At 63.0% G+C, this 19,711-nt stretch carries 18 protein-coding genes; 16 read left to right on the top strand and 2 right to left on the bottom strand.

From position 1 onward, the window contains the following. Window positions 1-19 precede the first annotated feature (19 nt). Together RA302_RS03345 and RA302_RS03350 are read left to right on the top strand one after the other, a co-directional pair. Complete coding sequence (locus RA302_RS03345) at window positions 20-2,350, top strand: PQQ-binding-like beta-propeller repeat protein (RefSeq protein WP_238054122.1); 2,331 nt, start codon at window positions 20-22, stop codon at window positions 2,348-2,350. Window positions 2,351-2,396: 46 nt separating this feature from the next. Further along, window positions 2,397-4,766, top strand: a complete 2,370-nt coding sequence (locus RA302_RS03350; RefSeq protein ID WP_166501755.1) for an RDD family protein — start codon at window positions 2,397-2,399, stop codon at window positions 4,764-4,766. A gap of 31 nt (window positions 4,767-4,797) precedes the next feature. On the opposite strand, the gene RA302_RS03355 is transcribed toward RA302_RS03350, so the two are convergent. Beyond that, entirely contained in the window at window positions 4,798-6,207 is a 1,410-nt protein-coding gene (locus RA302_RS03355) for an acyl-CoA synthetase (protein WP_166501756.1), read from the bottom strand. Between the two features lie 28 nt (window positions 6,208-6,235). Beyond that, window positions 6,236-7,576, bottom strand: coding sequence for an SLC13 family permease (locus tag RA302_RS03360; protein ID WP_003945503.1), 1,341 nt, complete (start codon window positions 7,574-7,576; stop codon window positions 6,236-6,238). 99 nt (window positions 7,577-7,675) lie between these two features. On the opposite strand from RA302_RS03360, the gene RA302_RS03365 reads away from it, so the two are divergent. The 14 genes from RA302_RS03365 to RA302_RS03430 all read left to right on the top strand — a co-directional run bounded on the left by RA302_RS03365 (window position 7,676) and on the right by RA302_RS03430 (window position 19,700). Continuing rightward, window positions 7,676-8,323: a GntR family transcriptional regulator gene (locus RA302_RS03365; RefSeq protein ID WP_007727006.1), complete on the top strand. Its 648-nt coding sequence runs from the start codon at window positions 7,676-7,678 to the stop codon at window positions 8,321-8,323. A gap of 267 nt (window positions 8,324-8,590) precedes the next feature. After that, on the top strand, window positions 8,591-11,155 hold the full coding sequence (ftsH, locus tag RA302_RS03370; RefSeq protein ID WP_166501757.1) for an ATP-dependent zinc metalloprotease FtsH: 2,565 nt from the start codon (window positions 8,591-8,593) through the stop codon (window positions 11,153-11,155). A gap of 59 nt (window positions 11,156-11,214) precedes the next feature. Beyond that, window positions 11,215-11,832, top strand: a complete 618-nt coding sequence (gene folE / locus RA302_RS03375; RefSeq protein WP_019746783.1) for a GTP cyclohydrolase I FolE — start codon at window positions 11,215-11,217, stop codon at window positions 11,830-11,832. A 5-nt stretch (window positions 11,833-11,837) separates the two neighbouring features. After that, window positions 11,838-12,698, top strand: coding sequence for a dihydropteroate synthase (gene folP, locus RA302_RS03380; protein WP_166502896.1), 861 nt, complete (start codon window positions 11,838-11,840; stop codon window positions 12,696-12,698). A 1-nt stretch (window position 12,699) separates the two neighbouring features. After that, the gene (gene folB, locus RA302_RS03385; protein ID WP_003945780.1) at window positions 12,700-13,065 is read left to right on the top strand and encodes a dihydroneopterin aldolase; all 366 of its coding nucleotides are present in this window, start codon (window positions 12,700-12,702) and stop codon (window positions 13,063-13,065) included. Beyond that, a complete protein-coding gene (gene folK / locus RA302_RS03390; protein WP_020968350.1) occupies window positions 13,062-13,565 on the top strand; it encodes a 2-amino-4-hydroxy-6-hydroxymethyldihydropteridine diphosphokinase in 504 nt (167 codons plus the stop codon). The genes folB and folK overlap by 4 nt, the downstream gene beginning before the upstream one ends. Window positions 13,566-13,582: 17 nt before the next feature. After that, window positions 13,583-14,050, top strand: a complete 468-nt coding sequence (locus tag RA302_RS03395) for a DUF3180 domain-containing protein (protein ID WP_153213529.1) — start codon at window positions 13,583-13,585, stop codon at window positions 14,048-14,050. 68 nt (window positions 14,051-14,118) lie between these two features. Further along, window positions 14,119-15,231: a DUF6779 domain-containing protein gene (locus tag RA302_RS03400; protein WP_225320253.1), complete on the top strand. Its 1,113-nt coding sequence runs from the start codon at window positions 14,119-14,121 to the stop codon at window positions 15,229-15,231. Window positions 15,232-15,341: 110 nt separating this feature from the next. After that, entirely contained in the window at window positions 15,342-16,283 is a 942-nt protein-coding gene (locus tag RA302_RS03405; protein WP_019746789.1) for a DUF2520 domain-containing protein, read from the top strand. After that, window positions 16,276-17,208 (top strand): pantoate--beta-alanine ligase, encoded by a 933-nt coding sequence (gene panC / locus RA302_RS03410; RefSeq protein ID WP_170320391.1) that lies wholly within the window; start codon window positions 16,276-16,278, stop codon window positions 17,206-17,208. The genes RA302_RS03405 and panC overlap by 8 nt, the downstream gene beginning before the upstream one ends. A 27-nt stretch (window positions 17,209-17,235) precedes the next feature. Further along, complete coding sequence (gene panD, locus RA302_RS03415; protein ID WP_003945761.1) at window positions 17,236-17,682, top strand: aspartate 1-decarboxylase; 447 nt, start codon at window positions 17,236-17,238, stop codon at window positions 17,680-17,682. 3 nt (window positions 17,683-17,685) lie between these two features. Beyond that, window positions 17,686-18,501, top strand: coding sequence for a type III pantothenate kinase (locus tag RA302_RS03420; protein WP_019746791.1), 816 nt, complete (start codon window positions 17,686-17,688; stop codon window positions 18,499-18,501). 261 nt (window positions 18,502-18,762) lie between these two features. After that, entirely contained in the window at window positions 18,763-19,281 is a 519-nt protein-coding gene (locus tag RA302_RS03425; protein ID WP_019746792.1) for a cysteine dioxygenase family protein, read from the top strand. Beyond that, entirely contained in the window at window positions 19,278-19,700 is a 423-nt protein-coding gene (locus RA302_RS03430) for a rhodanese-like domain-containing protein (RefSeq protein ID WP_003945445.1), read from the top strand. Before RA302_RS03425 ends, RA302_RS03430 begins: the two co-directional genes overlap by 4 nt. Window positions 19,701-19,711 lie beyond the last annotated feature (11 nt).

Below are 19,711 nucleotides of genomic sequence, written 5' to 3' on the forward strand. Positions count from 1 at the left end.
ACAGAGGGAGACACAGCCGATGACGTTGCCGCCCCCGCCCCCACCACCCCCACCACCCCCACCACCCCCGCCTTCACCACCGCAGGCTCCGGTTGCCGGACATCCTCCGCCCTCTCGATCTCGTGGCCGAGGATGGATTCTTGCCGTTGCATCCCTTACCGCCGTCGCGGCCCTCGCCGCAGGCGCCGTCACCGTTGTCACGATTCTCCGGTCGGGAGACACCGATGGACCGGTTGCAGGCCAGCTGGTCAACACTTACCCCACGCAGCCGACGCCAGGGTGGTCGTTGGACGTTGACGAGGTTCTGCCGGGCGGAAGATTTCTGTGGCCGGATTCGCTCGGTGCGAGCTATGGAACGGCGAGATTCATCGACGTGGGACAGACTCTGATCACTACGGTCGGTCCACAGCAGGGCCAGCAGTCCCAACTTGTAGCAGTCGACGCCGAGAGCGGATCCATTCGATGGCAAACGCCGGTCGCCGGCACGGTGTCGTGTGCGACCGCCGCGATCGATGCAGCCCTACCTTGTGTCGTCAGGAACCCTGGTGGAACAGCTCGAGTCGTTTCCTTCTCGCTCGACTCGGGGGCGATTCGTTCGAGTGTCGACGCCGATACAGCCACCTTGGTCGAGGTTTCCGACGGAGCGGTCTTCACTGTCGGCGGTAGCCAGTCCGGGCTGGTGATTTCGCGCGGTACGCCTAACGATCTCGACGCGGCGTGGACAACGACAACTCCACCGGAAACCGACTGCGTCGGATCCGGCGATTCGCATTCGTTCGAGATCGTGGACGGCATCGTCTATTACTCGAGCATCGGATCTACAGCGCTCAACGCGGTCGATGGCGCACTGCTTTCGAATCCGAATCTGGGTGGCTACGAGGCACTTCCAGGACAAGGTTTTGCCGGCGTCCTCTGCGCGATGCCATTTCCGTCGGACGGATACTCCAGCATCGTGTCCGACCGTGACGGTGCCGAGAGATTTAGAGTTGACGAAGACGCACCGGCATCACCGTGGCTTGTCTCGGCATCGAACTCTCGTCCGTACATCGGCTCGCACGGTGCCTACGACATGAACGACGGCACCGAGTTGTGGTCGGTCATCGGCGGAGACCACTTCTCGCTACGCCGGATCGTCGGCGACATTGTGTTGGGCAACGACTCGGACACGCTCTCGGCCTACCGAATCGACACCGGGGAACAGTTGTGGTCGACCAAGATCGGCGACTACTTCTCTTACTCGGTCTCGGACGGTGAGCGAATTCTCGTCCATCCTAACGACGGCAGGGTACTAGCCGTTGAACTCGACGACGGCTCCATCAGCTGGTCACTCGATTCCCACACCAACCACTGGTCTTGGTCGAAGGCCCACGACGGACTCGCCTCGATCTCCAATGACGAATTCCTCTACTACCCACCGACCGGCGGACCGTCAGGAGCACCGGGCAGGCTGCCCGCTGTCCCTGAATTCGACGGAGGCAACGAGTACGTCACGAAATGCGGACGGGCACCGACCCTGACGCCGGTTGAATACCGCACGCAGGCAGAGGGTCTCGTCGTTCTAATGGAAATGAAAGCATCATGTCCCGGCGGAGACATCGTCTCCACCGACGCGCTTCGTGTGTCGATCACCGACACCGGCCAGAGCGTTGCATCGGCGGTGTTCGACTTCTCCGATGCGCCGATCTATCTTCCCCGAACCGATGGGACGAACACGACGAACTCGATCCAGCGCGAGTTCCTGTACGACCTCGGTAGCTTCTGGAGGCTGCCGAACACTCTCGGTGAGTCTTCGAGTCTGACCAATTCGAGAGCGTCAGGTGCTCAACTCGTCGAATGCGAGGACGAGGGGACGAGTGATACCAGCCTGACATCCGGGCCGGCATCGCGAAGTGACACCAATACGCCGATCCGACCCACACGTAGCGCGCAGCCGACAACGGGCGACGTCGAATCTGCGAGTCTCGACGCCCTCCGGGCTCAGGCCGACGCGGATCGCCCCTTTGTGATCGGTGACCTCGCGAACAGGTGGGTGGCTCAGATCTCCTCCAAGCGGGTCGGGCTCGATGCGGCGGATATCAATGGCGCTCAGGTGCATTGGACTGCTGCCCAGATCCTGCGACAGCATCTCGAACTTCGTCTCATGTATCCGGAGGTGCGTCTGCTCTGGAGTGACGAATGGCGGACCTTCGATCTCCGGGGTTGGTGGATAACCGTCGCAGGCTTGACGTTTGCGGATGCGGATGCGGCCAACGGGTGGTGCGATTCGAAGCGGATTGCCAACGATCAATGCTTCGCCAAGATCGTCAGCAACGATCGCGATTCGTCGGGGACCACCAAATATCGGCGATAGTGCCTGAGCCGTTCGGCGCACTTCCCACATCTGAGGAGCTTGGCGAATGACCGAAGACAACTCGCGTCAACACAGCGAATCATCAATAGACGGTTTGCCCCAGCCACACGGCGTGTATCCACCGGCGCAGGGCTATTCACCGGCGCGATCTGCGTTCGAGGATATTCGGATCGGTGACTACACCCGCGACGGGACAGCCGCGGTACTACTGTTCGTGTCGTTCTTCTTGCCGTGGAGTGCGACCGTCGCAATAACCCGCGTGGGTTCGAGTGCTCTTGTGGTGCTTCTGGTTTTGCCGACACTGCTGTCGCTGGTGTCCCTGTCTCTGCCGTACGTGGCGCGACTCGGAATGCTCGGGCCGAATTGGAATGTCGGGCAGATACGTGTGCTGCGTCTGGTGGCCAACGGACCCCTCATTGCCACTGTCGTGGGTCTTGTCGTCTACGACGTCATTCGTGGAATGTTCCGATTCAGTGAGAGCTCGAGTGTTTTCACCGGCAACGGGGTCGGCGCTGGAGCGTGGTTCGGGCTTGCCGGCGCCCTGCTCGCAGCTCAACCGCGAGCGGCCGAAATTCGCATCGACGCTCGAACCGCGCCGCGATGGTTGGCGTTGGTGAAGCCGCTTGTGTTTGTGGCTTGGGGGTCGTCAGTGGCCTCGGCGCTACTCGCGCTGATCTACATCCTGGTCTCCGCCAGTCGCTACCGATATTACGACGGGCCGCAGACATTCGAGAGCCTGATTGTTCTCTTCGTGTCGTCGGCCGTTCCGATCGTCGTGGTGGGTGTTGCGGCAGTCGGTCTCGCCAGACGGTTTGCGTCCTGGCGCCTCACCATCGCCGCGCTCGGCATCGCTCTCCTCGCAGCCGGATTACTCCACTCGATCAGCGAGGGCACAAGTGTCGAGCTGTTCCACACGGCCACGGCTAGTCCGTACTACGGCATCACGTTCTTGATTGCCGCAGCTGCAATTACATTCATTCCATTCGGTGTTGCATCCGTCGGCGACGGGACGCACCCCGGATACGCCTGGCTCGCAGCGGCACGAAACGGCATGCTGTTGATCGCGGTGTGGAGCTTCGGTGTTGGATTCTCTCAGATCGCAATGGCAGCAACGCAATTTGGCATCGTGCCATGGGGAGATGCGTTGGTGCTCGCTGTTCTCGCGATACTCTTCGGGATTCTTGCCGTTGTCGGAGTCAGATCACTGTCGCTTCGGTATTCTTCGCTCGACCCTCGCCCGTCACGCGAGGTTGGTCTTGGAGTCTGTGTCGGCTTGCTCGTCCTGATGATCGCTCGTCTCGTGGTGCAGTCGGCCATGTATGGCGAAATATATTACAGTGCATGGATATTCGATCTCGCCATGGCGGTGCTGGTGGTTCTGGTTGCTCTCGCTCTCACAGTCTCACCGGCTGTTCGGAATTTGTATGCGGGGGTGCAACTGTTCGCGTCGGCCACCACGGTTACAGCTGCGGTACCGAATCTCGGACAGCCCGTTCAGCGTTCGAGGCGTGCTCTCGAGGCTGCGGATCCGCGGACTCCGGCGGCGGTGCTGTTCGAGATCGCATCGAGTTCGCCGGAGTTGCGGCCGGCGATCGCTGCGAATCCGTCGACGTACGACGATCTTGTGACGTGGCTCGAAGCGCTGGGTGATCCGGCTGTGGATGCGGCATTGGACCGAAGGGCTGCTGGGCAATTCGGTCTACTCGGACCCGAACCCGAACCTGCGACCGAGACGTTCATTTCGAGCGGACCGGAGGCCCGCTCCAGTGGCGACCTTGTGCAACCGTCCGCACCGCGACCGGCCGTGCCGCAATTTGCCGTGCCGCAACCGAACCCGGGGTATGGGCCGACCGGCGTTCCACTCCTGCCTGGTGGGTTTCGGCCGGCCGGCGCCGGGATACGAGTTGCCGCGCGGTTCATCGATTTTGCCATTCTCGCAGTTGTGTCGGTCGTCGGCGGAATGATCTCCACCGCGACGCTCGGAAACGGATTCGACTTCGATTCCTACCGGACAAGTTCGGGTCTGATCGGCCTGCTGATCGGGATCGGTTCGATCGTGTACTTCATATGGGGAGAGTCGGCATTCGGGGTAACCCTGGGCAAACTCGCCCTCGGAATAGGGGTTCGCTCGGTAGGAGGTGCACGTCCGGCCTTGGCGCAGTCCTTCAAACGGAATGCATTCGTGATCCCCATGTACTTCGGATCGGCTGTTTCGGCGTTGGCCATGCTCGGTAGTGGTGACGAGCTCGTCGGCATGCTGAATTCGATGTCGTTGGGCAGTGTCGCGAGCATTCTCGGTTCTCTTGTAACAGTCGCTATTTCGATCGCGATCATCGTTTCGATCAGTAGCGCACCGGACGTCCGCGGCTTCCACGATCGGATGGCTGACGCCGCCGTCGTGGTGACCCGACAGTGACCGAGCACGCTTCGATGGAAGAGGCTTGCCTTCAGAGCGTCAGCAGCTTCTTCTGGACTTTGCCCATAGCGTTGCGGGGCAAGCTGTCCACCAGACAAACCTGACGAGGGCGCTTGTGGATCGACAGTGATTCGGCGACGAAGTCCGAAACCACCGCGCAGTCGGCTACATCTCCGACGATGAATGCGACTATGCGTTGGCCGAGGTCGTCGTCCGGCACACCGACGACGGCGGCCTCGCGAACGCCGGGGTATGCCAGAAGTGCCTGTTCCACCTCGCCTGCACCGATGCGGTATCCACCGGACTTGATCATGTCGACCGACTCGCGACCTACGATGCGGTGGAATCCGCTGTCGTCGATCACCGCGATGTCGCCGGTGCGGAACCAGCCGTCGTCGGTTATGGATTCCGCTGTCTTCGAGGGGTTCCCGAGGTACTCGTCGAAGAGCACGGCTCCCGCAACTTCCAGTTGCCCAAGCTGCTCTCCGTCGTGCGCCGACAATTCGCCGTTCTCGCCGCGCAACCTCGTCCTGACTCCGGGAACAGCGTGCCCGACCCAACCCGGGCGACGTTCGCCGTCGTGCGTCGTGCTGACGGTGATGAGGGTTTCACTCATGCCGTAGCGCTCGACGGGAGCCAATCCGGTCAGCGATTTCATCCGCTCGAACAATGGAACCGGAAGTGGTGCACTTCCGGACACGAGCAAGCGCGCGGATCGCAATGCTGCTGCCGCCGAGGGCTCACCGCACACGCGTGACCAGACGGTCGGAACACCGAAGTACAACGAGCCACCCGCTGCGGCATACGAATCCGGAGTTGGTCTGACGGTATGAATCAGCGGTGAACCGACGCGCAAGGCGCCCAACACGCCGAGAATCAACCCGTGGACGTGGAAGAGGGGCAGTCCGTGGACGAGTGTGTCCTCCGGAGTCCAATTCCACACGTGGGCAAGTGCGTCGAGATCTGCTGCGATGGCTGCTCGCGAGAGGACGACGCCTTTCGGCGCTCCGGTGGTTCCTGAGGTGTACATGATCAGTGCGGTAGCTGCCGCGCTCGGTTCGGGATAGGACGTCGCAGATCGCGCGTGAATATTGATGGGAATCAACGGGATACTCGAATCCGACGGTCCGTCTCCGAGTATCAGTTCGGCCTGGGAATCGGCGATGATGTGCTGACGTTCGAGCGGGCCGGAGTCCGGTGGGATCGGGACCACGGCAACACCGGCGATCAGCGCGCCGGCGACGGCGACCACTGTCTCGAGGCCGGCGGCGGCTTGTACTGCCACTCGCTGTGCACCGTGGATTCGATCGGCGACCGCGGTGGCGGCGGCCAACAAGTCGGCGCGAGAGAGGGTCGCGCCTTCGCCGAAACTGACCGCCGCTCCGTGATCGTCGAAGATGCGGGGGTCGAGGGAGCGCAGAAGTGTGGATTCGCTGTTCATCGCGAGTTCCCTTTCTTTGAGCGAAGATTCAGACGGACCAGGGAACAACGAACAGCAGCCAGGCGAGAATCGGCGTCACCACCATGATGGTCATGCCCCACCGCATCGTCAGCCCGAACACCACGTCGCGTTCTTCCGGAGCGGCGTTCGCCACCACCAGCGCGCCGTTGGTCGAGAACGGACTGCAATCGACCAGAGACGACGAGATTGCCAGTGCGATAACCAGGCCGGTTGCATTGACCTGGCCGGTCATGAGGAAGGGAATTGCCAAAGGGATGAGTGCACCGAGGATTCCGGTGGTGGATGCAAACGCCGACACGATCGCGCCGATCAGACAGATCAGGAACGCCGCGAGAAGTGGAATGCCCACGTGAGCTACCGAATCCCCGAGCCACTGGACGGTGTTTTGGTTCTGCAATAGGGCCACGTATGTGACGATTCCGCCGATGAGGAGGACGGTGCCCCAGCTGATCTTGTCGACGGCCCCGCGGGCGGAGGCCGGGAAGATCAGGGTGAGAAGTACCGCGACGGTCAGTGCGGTGAATCCGACGTCGAGGTCGAAGACCAAGGCGCCGAGTGCAAGTGATGCCAGCCCGAGCAGGGTGAGTCGCCGCTCGAGATTGAGTGCTCCCTCGTGCGGAGCGGTCCCACCCGAGGACTTGCCGCCACCCTTCGAGCTGTCGCCGGAACCCGAACCGGTGATGGTGTCGCCACCGCCCGACGCGTTGCCGACTGCGCTGACAAGCACGCGCTCCGAGGCGCCGCGTGCAATCAATGCGCGACCGCCGAACGAGACGTACGCGATTGCGGCAACAACGGCCGCGGCTGCGAAGGTCGAGACGAACAGCAAGGCCGGGCTGGACGGGAGGCCGTTCTGGCGCATGACGTCGTTGGTGATCACACCGAAGATTCCGATAGGGGAGAAGCTGCCCGCCGTTGCGCCCTGGACGACCATGAAGCCCATCAGCATGGGGTGGATCCGGTAGCGGGTGGCGAAGCCCATCGCCACGGGCGCGATGATGGCAACGGCAGCGGGACTGACCGCGCCCATGGCGGTGACGGCCGCGCACACCGCGAACATCGCCCACGGCACGAGGGCTACTCGTCCTCTGACCGCACGGACCGCCGCGTGAATGATCCAGTCGACCGTGCCGTTGTTTCTGGCCAGCGCGAACAGGTAGGTGACGCCGACCAGGATGACGAAGAGGCTGGCCGGGAAGCCGTCGAGGATCTCGCTGGTATCGACGGTGAAGACCAGTGTTCCGACGACGAAGGCAGCCACCAGGGCAAGCGCACCCATGTTCACCGACCTCACGGTGGATATGACGAACACCAGGACAAGTACTGACAGGGCTATGACATTTGCCATCGAACTCTCAATCCGTTCGCGACCAGCTTGTGGTCTGCATCACTTGGAATTGGCCTAGCCTCTCTGCCACTGCTCCATTTGTCAAGTACACTCCGAGGCATGAATTCGACGTCATCGCCCGGCTCGCGCTCGGGCCTGCCCGGACGATTGAAGCGTCCGCGTCTGTATGAGCAGTTGGCCGAGCACATTTCGAATTTCATCGAGGCTCAAGGCCTTTCGCCCGGCGATCGGCTTCCTCCCGAACGCAGCCTGGCTGCCGAACTCGGCGTGAGTCGAGCGTCGCTGGCTCAAGCGCTCGTGGCCCTCGAGATTCGGGGCAGAGTCGAAATCCAGCACGGTAACGGTGCGGTGATTCGCGAAGCTCCGACGCCCGACGCGGGTAGGTCTGCAGACTCGGGAGTGCGGTTGCAAGACCGAACCGTCGACGAACTGACTGCTGCCAGGGAAGCGATCATGGCCGGCCTGGCTCGGGCGGCGGCGTCGAATCCCAACGCTGCGCTTCGGGTCGCGATGTTGACCGACGACGGGACCGCGAGAAACTTCGCCGAGACATGGCGCTGCGTCAGGCACCTGGCCGGCGGCGGCTTATTGGCTGATCTCGACGACACCATCGCCAAGCAGGCAGACGTGCCCGAGTCCTCGGCGCGACTGTCTGCGCGACTCGATCAGCTCGCGCACCGGATCATCGACGGTGACCAATCGGGCGCCGCTGACGCTGTTGCGGGAATCCTCTCCGAAACGGCCTGACGAATAACGACGGACGAGCGTCGGAAAAGCGCACGATAACCACTATGAGCATGTTCGCTCACAGGAAACTGTGCTGCGACGTAGCCCGGGAACCTGATCGGTAATGCGCACGTTGAACACAGTGACGACCGTTCCAACCAAGCGGCACGGCCGCTGGCGGGCATCGATGGGGCCGATCGCGGTAACCTGCAGGTGTCCGGTTGGCAGCCGGAAGGCGACCTGGCAGACCCGCACTCTCGAAAGGACCGGCCACATCGGCCGACCTGTATGAACCGTAAGACTGTGTTCCGTAACGTGCTACTCGTAGCCGTCGTGCTGTTGGTGATCTATGCCTTCAGCTACTTCAGCAACGACACCCGCGACTTCAAGACCGTCGACACCTCGGTCGCGATATCCCAACTCGACGCCAAGAACGTTGAGTCGGCGCAGATCGACGACCGTGAGCAGCAGGTTCGTCTGTGGCTCAAGAACGGCAACGACGCCACCGACGGTAAGACGCAGATCCTGGCGAAGTACCCCGCGAGTGCGTCGGAGCAGATCTTCGACAAGGTCGAAGGCGCCGGAGCGGACAAGTTCAACACGACGGTCACTCAGGAGAGTTGGCTGACGTCGATCCTTCTGTTCGTGCTGCCGATGATCATTCTGTTCGGCATCTTCTTCTTCGTCATGAACCGGATGCAGGGCGGCGGTGGTCGCGGCGGAGTCATGGGATTCGGTAAGTCGAAGGCCAAGCAGCTCACCAAGGACATGCCGAAAACCACGTTCGCCGACGTCGCCGGTGCGGACGAGGCTGTCGAAGAGCTGTACGAGATCAAGGACTTCCTGCAGAACCCGGCTCGCTACCAGGCGCTCGGCGCCAAGATTCCGCGCGGTGTGCTGCTGTACGGCCCTCCCGGAACCGGTAAGACGCTGCTCGCTCGCGCTGTCGCAGGCGAAGCCGGCGTCCCGTTCTTCACCATCTCCGGTTCGGACTTCGTCGAGATGTTCGTCGGTGTCGGTGCTTCGCGTGTTCGCGACATGTTCGAGCAGGCCAAGCAGAACAGCCCCTGCATCATCTTCGTCGACGAGATCGACGCAGTCGGTCGTCAGCGCGGCGCAGGACTGGGCGGCGGACACGACGAGCGCGAGCAGACGCTCAACCAGCTGCTCGTCGAGATGGACGGCTTCGGTGATCGCACCGGCATCATCTTGATCGCCGCAACCAACCGCCCCGACATCCTCGACCCAGCACTGCTGCGTCCGGGACGCTTCGATCGCCAGATTCCGGTCGGCGCCCCCGACCTCGCCGGTCGCCGTGCGATCCTGCGAGTGCACTCGCAGGGCAAGCCGATCGATCCCAACGCCGATCTCGAAGGCCTCGCCAAGCGGACCGTCGGAATGTCGGGCGCCGATCTTGCCAACGTCATCAACGAGGCTGCGCTGCTCACCGCACGCGAAAACGGGACCGTCATCACCGAAGCCTCGCTCGAGGAATCGGTGGACCGTGTTGTCGGTGGACCGCGGCGTAAGAGTCGCATCATCAGCGAGCACGAGAAGAAGATCACGGCGTACCACGAGGGCGGTCACACGCTGGCTGCTTGGGCAATGCCTGACATCGAGCCGGTCTACAAGGTCACGATCCTCGCTCGCGGTCGCACCGGCGGTCACGCGATGACCGTGCCCGAGGACGACAAGGGTTTGATGACGCGTTCCGAGATGATCGCCCGTCTCGTCATGGCAATGGGTGGACGCGCCGCCGAGGAGCTGGTGTTCCACGAGCCCACCACCGGAGCGTCGTCCGATATCGACATGGCGACCAAGATCGCACGCGCGATGGTCACCGAATACGGCATGAGTGCCAAGCTCGGCGCGGTTCGCTACGGACAGGAGGGCGGGGATCCGTTCCTCGGCCGTTCGATGGGCGTTCAGTCCGACTACTCGCACGAGATCGCCCGCGAAATCGACGAGGAGGTGCGCAACCTCATCGAGGCGGCGCACACCGAAGCGTGGGCCATCCTCAACGAGTACCGCGATGCGCTCGACCTCATCGCTACCGAACTGCTCGAGCGTGAGACGTTGACTCGCAAGGACCTCGAGAAGATCCTTGCCGGCGTCGAAAAGCGTCCGCGCATCACGGCTTTCAACGATTTCGGTGGGCGCACGCCTTCGGATCGTCCGCCGGTGAAGACTCCGCGCGAACTCGCGATCGAGCGCGGCGAAACGTGGCCGGAGCCCGCTGCTGCACCTGTTCTCGTCAAGGCAGGCGCACCCAACAGCGGTGCACCCAACGGCGGTATCCCCAACAATGGTGGTCTTCCCAACAACGGCAACCAGGGACCCTCGAACGGCTACGCACAGCCCTCGTACCCGCAGCCGAGTGCTCCGCAGCAGACTCCGCAACCGGGAACACCCGACTACGGAGCGCCCGCCGGATGGTCGGCACCGGGTTGGCCTCCGCGTGAGAACCCGTCGCCGACGTACCCCGGACAGCAGTCGGGCGGGTACACCGGTGGACAGAATCCGACCCCGCCGAACCAGTCGCAGGGCCAGTACGGTCAGCCCCAACACGGTCAGCCCCAGCCCGATCAGGGGCAGTACGGTCAGCCGCACCCGGGACAGCAGGCGTACCCCGAGCAGCCGCACCCCGGCCGCCGTTACCCCGCGCAGCCCGATTACCCGGTGCAGTACCCGGACGGTGGACCCTTCGCCGATCCGAACCGGGGAAACCCGACCGGCGAAAACCAGTGGCAGAGCCCCGCACCGGAACAGCCGCAGACTCCGCCGCCGCATCATTCGGCTGAGGACGACGGCCCGAGCACCGCTCGCTGGGACGGACCGGACGGATCCCGCTGACCTTGCGCCACTAGGCTCTGCGGCGGGGGACCTGTGAACAATTCTCGAGGAGAGTTCGGTTGTCGGTGAATGATGTGGCCAGTGAACTGGTGTCGCTCGGAACGGGCCGCCCGTTCGATCAGGCGCGGGCAGAGGCTGCCGTACGGGAATTGTTGATCGCGGTCGGTGAAGATCCGGAGCGCCCAGGCCTGCTCGATACGCCGGCCAGGGTTGCGCGCTCGTACAAGGAGATCTTCGCGGGTCTGTACTCCGAGCCCGACGACGCGTTGAACACAACTTTCGACGAGGGTCACCAGGAATTGGTGCTCGTGCGAGACATTCCGATGTTCTCGACGTGCGAGCACCACCTGGTGTCTTTCCATGGTGTTGCTCACGTTGGCTACATCCCGGGTAAGTCGGGCAAGGTCACCGGTTTGTCGAAGCTCGCGCGCGTCGTCGATCTGTACGCCAAGCGTCCGCAGGTTCAAGAACGCCTGACCAGTCAGATCGCGGATGCTTTGATGCGCAAGCTCGATCCGCGTGGAGCCATCGTCGTCATCGAAGCCGAGCACCTCTGCATGGCGATGCGCGGTATCCGCAAGCCTGGAGCCAGCACGACCACGTCTGCGGTTCGTGGGCTCCTGCAATCCAGCGCGGCCTCACGGTCCGAAGCGCTGGACCTCATCCTTCGTAAGTGAGCGAGATGTCCGCGGCTCCCGTTGCAGGTAGCGATCCGGCCCGGATGGTCGTGATGGGGATTCTGAACGTCACCGCCGATTCGTTTTCCGACGGCGGTCAATTTCTCGATCGTGACGCGGCGATCGCTCGCGGGCTCGAACTGCAACGCATAGGCGTCGACATCGTCGACGTCGGCGGCGAGTCGACGCGCCCCGGAGCCACCCGCGTCGATCCGAAACTCGAGGCGGACCGTATTGCCCCGGTGATCGAAGAACTCGTGGCAGCCGGAATTCGCGTCAGCGTCGACACGATGCGTGCTTCCGTGGCCGCCGCCGCGATCGAAGCGGGCGCATGCATCGTCAACGACGTATCGGGCGGTCGCGCAGACCCCGACATGGCATCCGTTGTGGCTGACGCCGGAGTGCCCTGGATCCTCATGCATTGGCGCTCGGCCGGCGACTACGTCCATCGTGGCAGCGCCGATCACTACGACGACGTGGTCCGCGACGTCCGTGACGAACTGCTGTCGCAGGTCGATCTGGCGTTGAAGGCTGGGGTCGATTCGTCGTCGATCATCCTCGACCCCGGCCTCGGGTTCGCGAAGAACGCCGACCACAACTGGGCACTGTTGCGTGCACTACCCGAGTTCAACGCGACCGGATTCCCGGTACTGGTCGGCGCTTCCCGAAAGCGGTTCCTCGGGTCTCTGCTCAGCGATCCCGACGGCAATCCCCGTCCGCCTGGTGGCCGCGAGACTGCGACGGCCGTGGTCTCGGCCCTTGCAGCACGTGAGGGTGCCTGGGGAGTTCGGGTGCACGACGCACAAGCCTCGCTCGACGCCATTGCCGTGGTCGACGCCTGGAACCGTGGACGAGAAAGGGCCTGACATGGGGGACCGAATCGAATTGCGCGGGCTGAAGGTTCGCGGCAATCACGGAGTGTTCGACCACGAGAAGCGTGACGGTCAGGACTTCTTCATCGACATCACCGTGTGGATGGACTTGGCTCCCGCCGCGGCGTCGGACGATCTGACCCAGACCCTGCACTACGGCGAGTTGGCGGAAGCCGCCGCAGCCATCGTCGCCGGCCCGTCGCGCGATCTCATCGAGACTGTCGCCGCTGAGATCGCCGACGACGTCATGAAAGATTCGCGAGTCGAGAGCGTCGAGGTCGTGGTCCACAAACCGTCGGCACCGATTCCGCTGGTTTTTGCGGACGTCGCCGTCGTCGCACATCGGACCAGATCGGCATGACGCGCGCTGTTCTGTCGATCGGTTCCAACATCGGCGACAGCGTGGCTCACCTGCAGTCCGTTGTCGACGGGTTGGGCAGCGCCGTCGTTGCTGTCTCACCGGTCTACTCGACGGCGCCGTGGGGTGGCGTCGAGCAGCAGGATTTCTTCAACGCGGTGGTGGTGGTCGACGATCCCGAGGCCGACGCCGCTGAGTGGCTTCGCCGGTCGCAAGCTCTCGAGGAAGCTGCAGACCGGGTGCGCGAAGAGCGTTGGGGACCCCGGAGCCTGGACGTGGACGTGGTTGACTGCGAAGGCGTCGTCAGTTCCGATCCCGTGCTCACCCTTCCCCATCCGCGAGCGCATCTACGGGCATTCGTTCTCGTTCCCTGGCTGGACGTCGAGCCTGACGCGACGCTGATCGTCGACGGCCAGAAGTTGTCGGTGGCACAAATTCTCGACGGCCTCGATCGCACTGAGCGTCAAGGTGTGCGCACTACCGATGTGGTGCTTGCGCGGTGACCGAAGAAGGCAAGGGTTTGAAGCCGACCCGGATCAGTGAACTCGCGGTTCTGGCTGCGGTTGCTGCTGTGGCGACCTGGATTCTGATTCGCGTGTTCTACGGTTCGATGCCGCCCATCCCCGTTTATGCGGGAGCGTCGCTGTACTTCGTGGCCGTTGCCGAGGCCGTCTTCGCTTTTGTCATTCGTTCACGCGTCAAGAACCGTCAGGTCGGAGACGGGCTCAGACAGCTTCATCCCATCACCGCCGCCCGAGCGCTGGCATTGGCCAAAGCATCCGCTTTGGTCGGTTCAGCTACCGTCGGTGTCTGGGTCGGAGTGCTGGTGTATCTCATCCCACAGCGCTCGGTTCTGCAGGCCGCAGCCTCCGACACGCCGGGCGCGTGGGTGGGGTTGGGCGCCGCAATTGCGCTGGTAGCGGCAGCTCTGTGGCTCGAACATTGTTGCAAGACGCCGGAAGATACACCTGACGAGCCCGCGCACTGACAGCCTGGTCGGCAAATCACCCACCGAGGTACGTGGCGACCCCGGTCTCGGCAAGTACCCTGGCAACCATGACAAATTCTGGTCGATCGAAGTCTGCGCGCCGAAGCAAGCGCAGCGCGAGCCAGATGATCATTGCTGCTCTTCTGGCACTTGCTGTCATTGCTTCGCTGTTTCTGATCTTCAGCAACAGCGTTCAGCTTCTTCGGGTGGGACTGGTCGTCGCTCTGTGGGCAGCCACCCTCGGCGCTATCGCCATGACCAAGTATCGGCGTGAGTCGGCACTGGACAAAGCCAAGGTTGCCGATCTGCAGACCGTGTACGAACTGCAGCTCGAACGTGAAATTTCGGCTCGACGTGAGTACGAACTGAGCGTCGAAGGTCGCGTGCGACGTGAGGTGACCGCGGACGCTGAGGAACTGGCCGGGCTACGCGCCGAATTGGTGGCGCTGCGCCGAAACCTCGAAGCACTGTTCGAAGGTGGACTGCTGCCCGAACAGACCGCGCTCAAGACCGATTCCACGCGAGTACCGGAACTTGGCGGTAGTTCGTACGGCGCGTATCAGCCGGCACCGTCGGGGCTGTACGTTCCCGGCGCCGGCCAGAACGGACCCAGCCAACCGGCACCGAACGTCGGCGGCTTGGCATCGCCCAACGACGATCCGGTGACTGCTGAGACTACCGTCGTGTTCGCTGAGACGTCGTGGCGCGACAGCAGCTTCGTGGCGCCGCGCGTCATACCGACGCAGAAGCCACAAGAGACGCAGAAGCCACAAGAGACGCAGAAGCCACAGAATCAGAGCGGGAACCAGGCACCGAAGAGTTCCCCGGTGGGTTCCACACAGGCACGAACGGTGAAAGACGTTCCGGTGGAGAAGGATCCGGAGCCGGTCGCGCCCGTCGAGCCTGAAGTCAAGGCTCCCGCCCAGGCCCCGAACATCGAAGACGCCGTCATCGAAGACGCTGTCGTCGAAGAGGCGCCCGAGGTTGTTCCCGAGATTGTCGCGGAAGCTGAACCCGCTGCGGAGCCTGACGCAGAGCCGCGCCGTCGTCGTCGCGCTGCTCCGGAAGATGCCGCGAGCGGTGCTCATTCCAACGGATTGACCGTCGCCGAAATAATGGCGAACCTGAGTTCGAACAACCCGTCCGAAGGCTCCGGTCGACGTCGTCGCCGAGAGGACTGAGTCGCAGATCACTCGCCCGGCCATGGCATGACGGTTCGGGCGAAGGATATCCTCGGACGCAGAACGTCTGGTACCCGCCGAGCGGGACTGGAACGAACGAGAGGAATCCGGTGACTTCCTTCGGGATCACTAATGGGCCTGCACCTGCGCGATTGACGGTAGGAATTGTCTCAGCAGGACGGGTCGGAACAGCTGTCGGTGCCGCATTGGAGCGAGCCGGTCATGTTGTCAGCGCTTGCTCCGCCGTCTCCAGTGCCTCGGTTGCCCGCGCTGTGAAGCGGCTTCCGGATACCGAAATTCTTCCGGCTGCCGACGTCGCAGCTCGCTCCGAACTGCTGATTCTTGCCGTTCCTGACGACCAGCTTGCGGATCTTGTTCGAGGTCTCGCGGCCACCCAAGCGGTCAAGCCGGGCACGCTCGTCGCCCATACGTCCGGTGCCAACGGCATCGCGATCCTGACTCCGCTCACCGAACTCGGCGCGCTGCCCTTGGCTATCCATCCGGCGATGACGTTCACCGGTCACGACGAGGACACCGCACGGCTGTCGTCGGCATGCTTCGGAATCACTGCTGCCGACGACATCGGTTACGCGATCGCGCAGTCACTGGTCCTCGAGATCGGCGGCGAGCCCGTCCGAGTGCGCGAGGAGAACCGCGCGCTCTACCACGCGGCACTGGCTCACGGCAGTAATCACCTGGTCACGCTCGTGGTCGACGCCGTCGAGGCGCTGCGAGCGTCGTTGCAAGGTGACGAGCTGCTCGGTCAACAGTTGGTCGACGGAGATCCGGGTGGAGTGGCCGAGCGTGTCCTGCAGCCGCTGCTGTCGGCAGCCTTGGACAACGCGCTACGACGCGGTCCCTCGGCGTTGACCGGTCCGGTGGCACGCGGCGACGCTGCTGCCGTCGACACACATTTGCGCGTACTGACAGAACTGGATCCGGAGCTCGCTGCCGGCTATCGGGCGATGTCCTTGCGATCGGCCCAGCGGGTGGGCGCCCCCACCGAATTGTTCGACATCTTGACTGAAACGGGAGGTGACCGTCGTGAGTGATCTGCAGGGCGGATACAAGCGCGGCGAACTGACGGTGCACCACGATCCGGACAAGCTTCGGCGCGTCTCGCGGGCACTGCGAGGTGTCGGGCGTCAGGTGGCGCTGGTTCCGACGATGGGTGCGTTGCATGCGGGCCACATCGAATTGGTTCGTCAGGCCAAGGTCACCGGCGCCGTCGTGATCGTTTCCATCTTCGTGAACCCGCTCCAGTTCGGTGCGGGCGAAGACCTGGACGCGTACCCGCGCACTCTCGATGCGGATCTCGACCTGCTTCGTGCCGAGGGCGTCGAATTGGTGTTCGCGCCGAGCGCAAAGACGATGTACCCGCGGGGCCAGCGCACCACCATCGTGCCGGGCCCGTTGGGTAGCGAACTCGAAGGCGGAGCGCGCCCCACTCACTTCGCCGGAATGCTGACGGTTGTGGCGAAGCTGCTGCAGATCGCGGCACCCAATCACGCCTACTTCGGTGAGAAGGACTACCAGCAGCTGACGCTCATCCGTCAGATGGTGTGGGATCTCAACTTCGATGTACAGATCATCGGAGTTCCGACGGTCCGCGAGTTCGACGGCCTCGCGTTGTCCTCTCGCAATCGCTACCTCGACGAGGGCCAGCGCGCTGCAGCGGTCGCGCTTTCCGCTGCTCTGATCGCCGGTGCACACGCGGCGTCCGGGGGAGCGGAAGCAATTCTGGAAACCGCACGCGCTGTTCTGGCAGCTGTTCCGGAAATCGAGGTCGACTACCTCGAGGTTCGGGGCGTCGATCTGGGCCCCGCGCCCGAGCGAGGTGACGGCCGACTGTTAGTGGCCGCCAAGCTCGGAACCACCCGTTTGATCGACAACGTCGGTGTCGCGGTGGGAACCGGGTTCCTCGAGCGTGACACTGACCCATCCGCCGACGCCATCGACGACCTGCTGTCTCACTGAGCACTTTTCACGAGTAAGGACCTGGATATGTTTCGCACAATGATGAAGTCGAAGATCCACCGCGCCACCGTGACTCACGCCGACCTGCATTACGTCGGCTCCGTCACCGTCGACCAGGATCTGATGGACGCCGCAGACCTCCTCGAAGGCGAACAGGTGTGCATCGTCGACATCGACAACGGTGCGCGTCTCGAGACGTACGTCATCGCCGGCGAGCGCGGAACTGGTGTTATCGGAATCAACGGTGCGGCAGCGCATCTGGTCAAGCCGGGCGATCTGGTCATCCTCATCGCCTACGGCGTGATGAACGAGCAGGAAGTCAAGGAATACTCCCCGCGCGTCGTCTTCGTCGATGCCGACAACAAGCAGATCGAACTCGGCTCAGACCCGGCTCACGCGCCGGAGGGTTCGGGTCTGATCACCCCGCGCATGCTGTCGACACTCGAGGCCTCGCGCGAATCCAGCCTGGTGTAATCCATGCTGCTCACGGTCGACGTGCGGAACACCAATATCGTTCTGGGGTTGTTTTCCGGGACTGGTGAGTATTCGAAGCTGTTGCAGGACTGGCGAATGCGAACCGACCCTCGGATGACTGCCGACGAGTTGGCGTTGACCTTCCGTGGGCTGTTGGGTACTCATGTCGATGAGATCACCGGCGTTGCGGCGCTGTCGACAGTGCCGTCCGTCTTGCGTGAAATCCGCGTGATGCTGGAGCGGTACTGGGGTCACGTTCCCCACGTGGTGGTCGAACCGGGTATTCGCACCGGTGTGCCACTGTTGGTGGACAACCCCAAAGAGGTGGGAGCCGACCGGATCGTCAACAGTCTTGCCGCTCACCATCTTTACGAGGGTCCGTGCATTGTCGTGGACTTCGGTACGTCGACCTGTGTCGACGTCGTTTCCGCCAAGGGTGAGTTTCTGGGCGGCTGCATCGCGCCCGGACTCGAGATCTCGACCGATGCCTTGGCGTCGCAGTCCGCTGCGCTGCGCAAGGTCGAATTGGTGCGCCCGCGTTCGGTGGTCGGCAAGAACACCGTCGAATGCATGCAGTCCGGTGCGGTATTCGGCTTTGCCGGCCTCGTTGACGGATTGGTCAACCGCGTACGCGACGAACTGCCGGAGTTCGGTGGTGACGACGTCTCCGTGATCGCAACCGGGGACAGCGCACCGCTGATCATTCCCGAATCCGACACTATCGACCACCTCGAACGGGACCTCACTCTCGAGGGGCTGAGGTTGGTCTTCGAGCGCAATCAGGCGCGTCGTGGATCCGGTCGACGACCGGTCGCCTGATCGATGGTTTCGTTCCAGCAGTTTCGCGATTGCAAAAGTTATGCCACAATGGTGCTCGTGAATCGCTGCATGGGTGCTCAGGAGTGTTGTCGAGGCTGACCGCTGCCTTGACCAATTCACATTCCTTGGAGCTAGCTCGTGCTATCCACATATTCTGCAGATCTCTCTGTTTTGACCCCTACTCTCGCTGCTGATCGTGCTGTTTCCGCAGGTCGTAGCGCTAATCGTGGGGCGTCCGGACGCCGTCCGAGTGGTGCGTCGTTGCCTACCCGCCTTCGCCCGGCCGATTTGCTGCGACTGACCGACGAGGGAGCGAACGGCGTGCTCGACGGCCGTTTCGACCACCTCATTCCCGACGCCTTCCCGACGCTCGATCGTTGGTCCACTCGCCTGCATGCGGACGACGACGTCGATGTGTGGCTCATCAGCTGGGTACCCGAACGCAACACCGAATTGCACGACCACGCAGGTTCGTTCGGCGCATTGACCGTCCTCAGTGGTTCTCTGACCGAATTCCGTTGGGCCGGTGACGCCCTGGTGGAACGCCAGCTCGACGCCGGCGATCAGGCTTCTTTCCCGCTCGGCTGGGTTCACGATGTCGTGCGTTCGACGGATGTTCCTGGTGCTCCGATCGAAATCAGCTCTGATGCACCGACTCTGAGTGTTCACGCCTACTCACCGCCGCTGACGGCAATGTCCTTCTACGAAGTGACGGATCACCGGACTCTTCGTCGCACCCGTACCGAGCTGACCGACCTGCCCGAGGGGGGCACCAAATGACCATCGACCAAATGCTCGACGACGCTCGCGCACAGATCGATCGTATGTACGTCTTCCAGCTCACCGAAGCCTTCCATCGCGGCGCGATCTTCGTCGACATTCGCCCGCAGGCGCAGCGCGCCATCGAGGGAACCCTCCCCGGTGCACTCGCGATCGAGCGGAACGTTCTCGAGTGGCGACTCGACCCCACCAGCAGCGCACACCTCGCGTTGGCCACCGACCACGACGTCGAGTGGGTAATCGTCTGCTCCGAGGGCTACACCTCGAGCCTGGCCGCAGCGTCGTTGCAGCAGTTGGGTCTGCACAAGGCCACCGATCTCGTGGGTGGATACCAGGCGATCAAGGCCGCCGGCCTGCTCGGTGCGCTCAGCGGAGTTCGTCATTGCTCCCGCGAGTTGGCGGCGGTTTCGGCTCATTGAGGTATTTGCTG

Source organism: Rhodococcus sp. DN22 (assembly GCF_036669995.1).
Taxonomy (GTDB): domain Bacteria; phylum Actinomycetota; class Actinomycetes; order Mycobacteriales; family Mycobacteriaceae; genus Rhodococcus_F; species Rhodococcus_F erythropolis.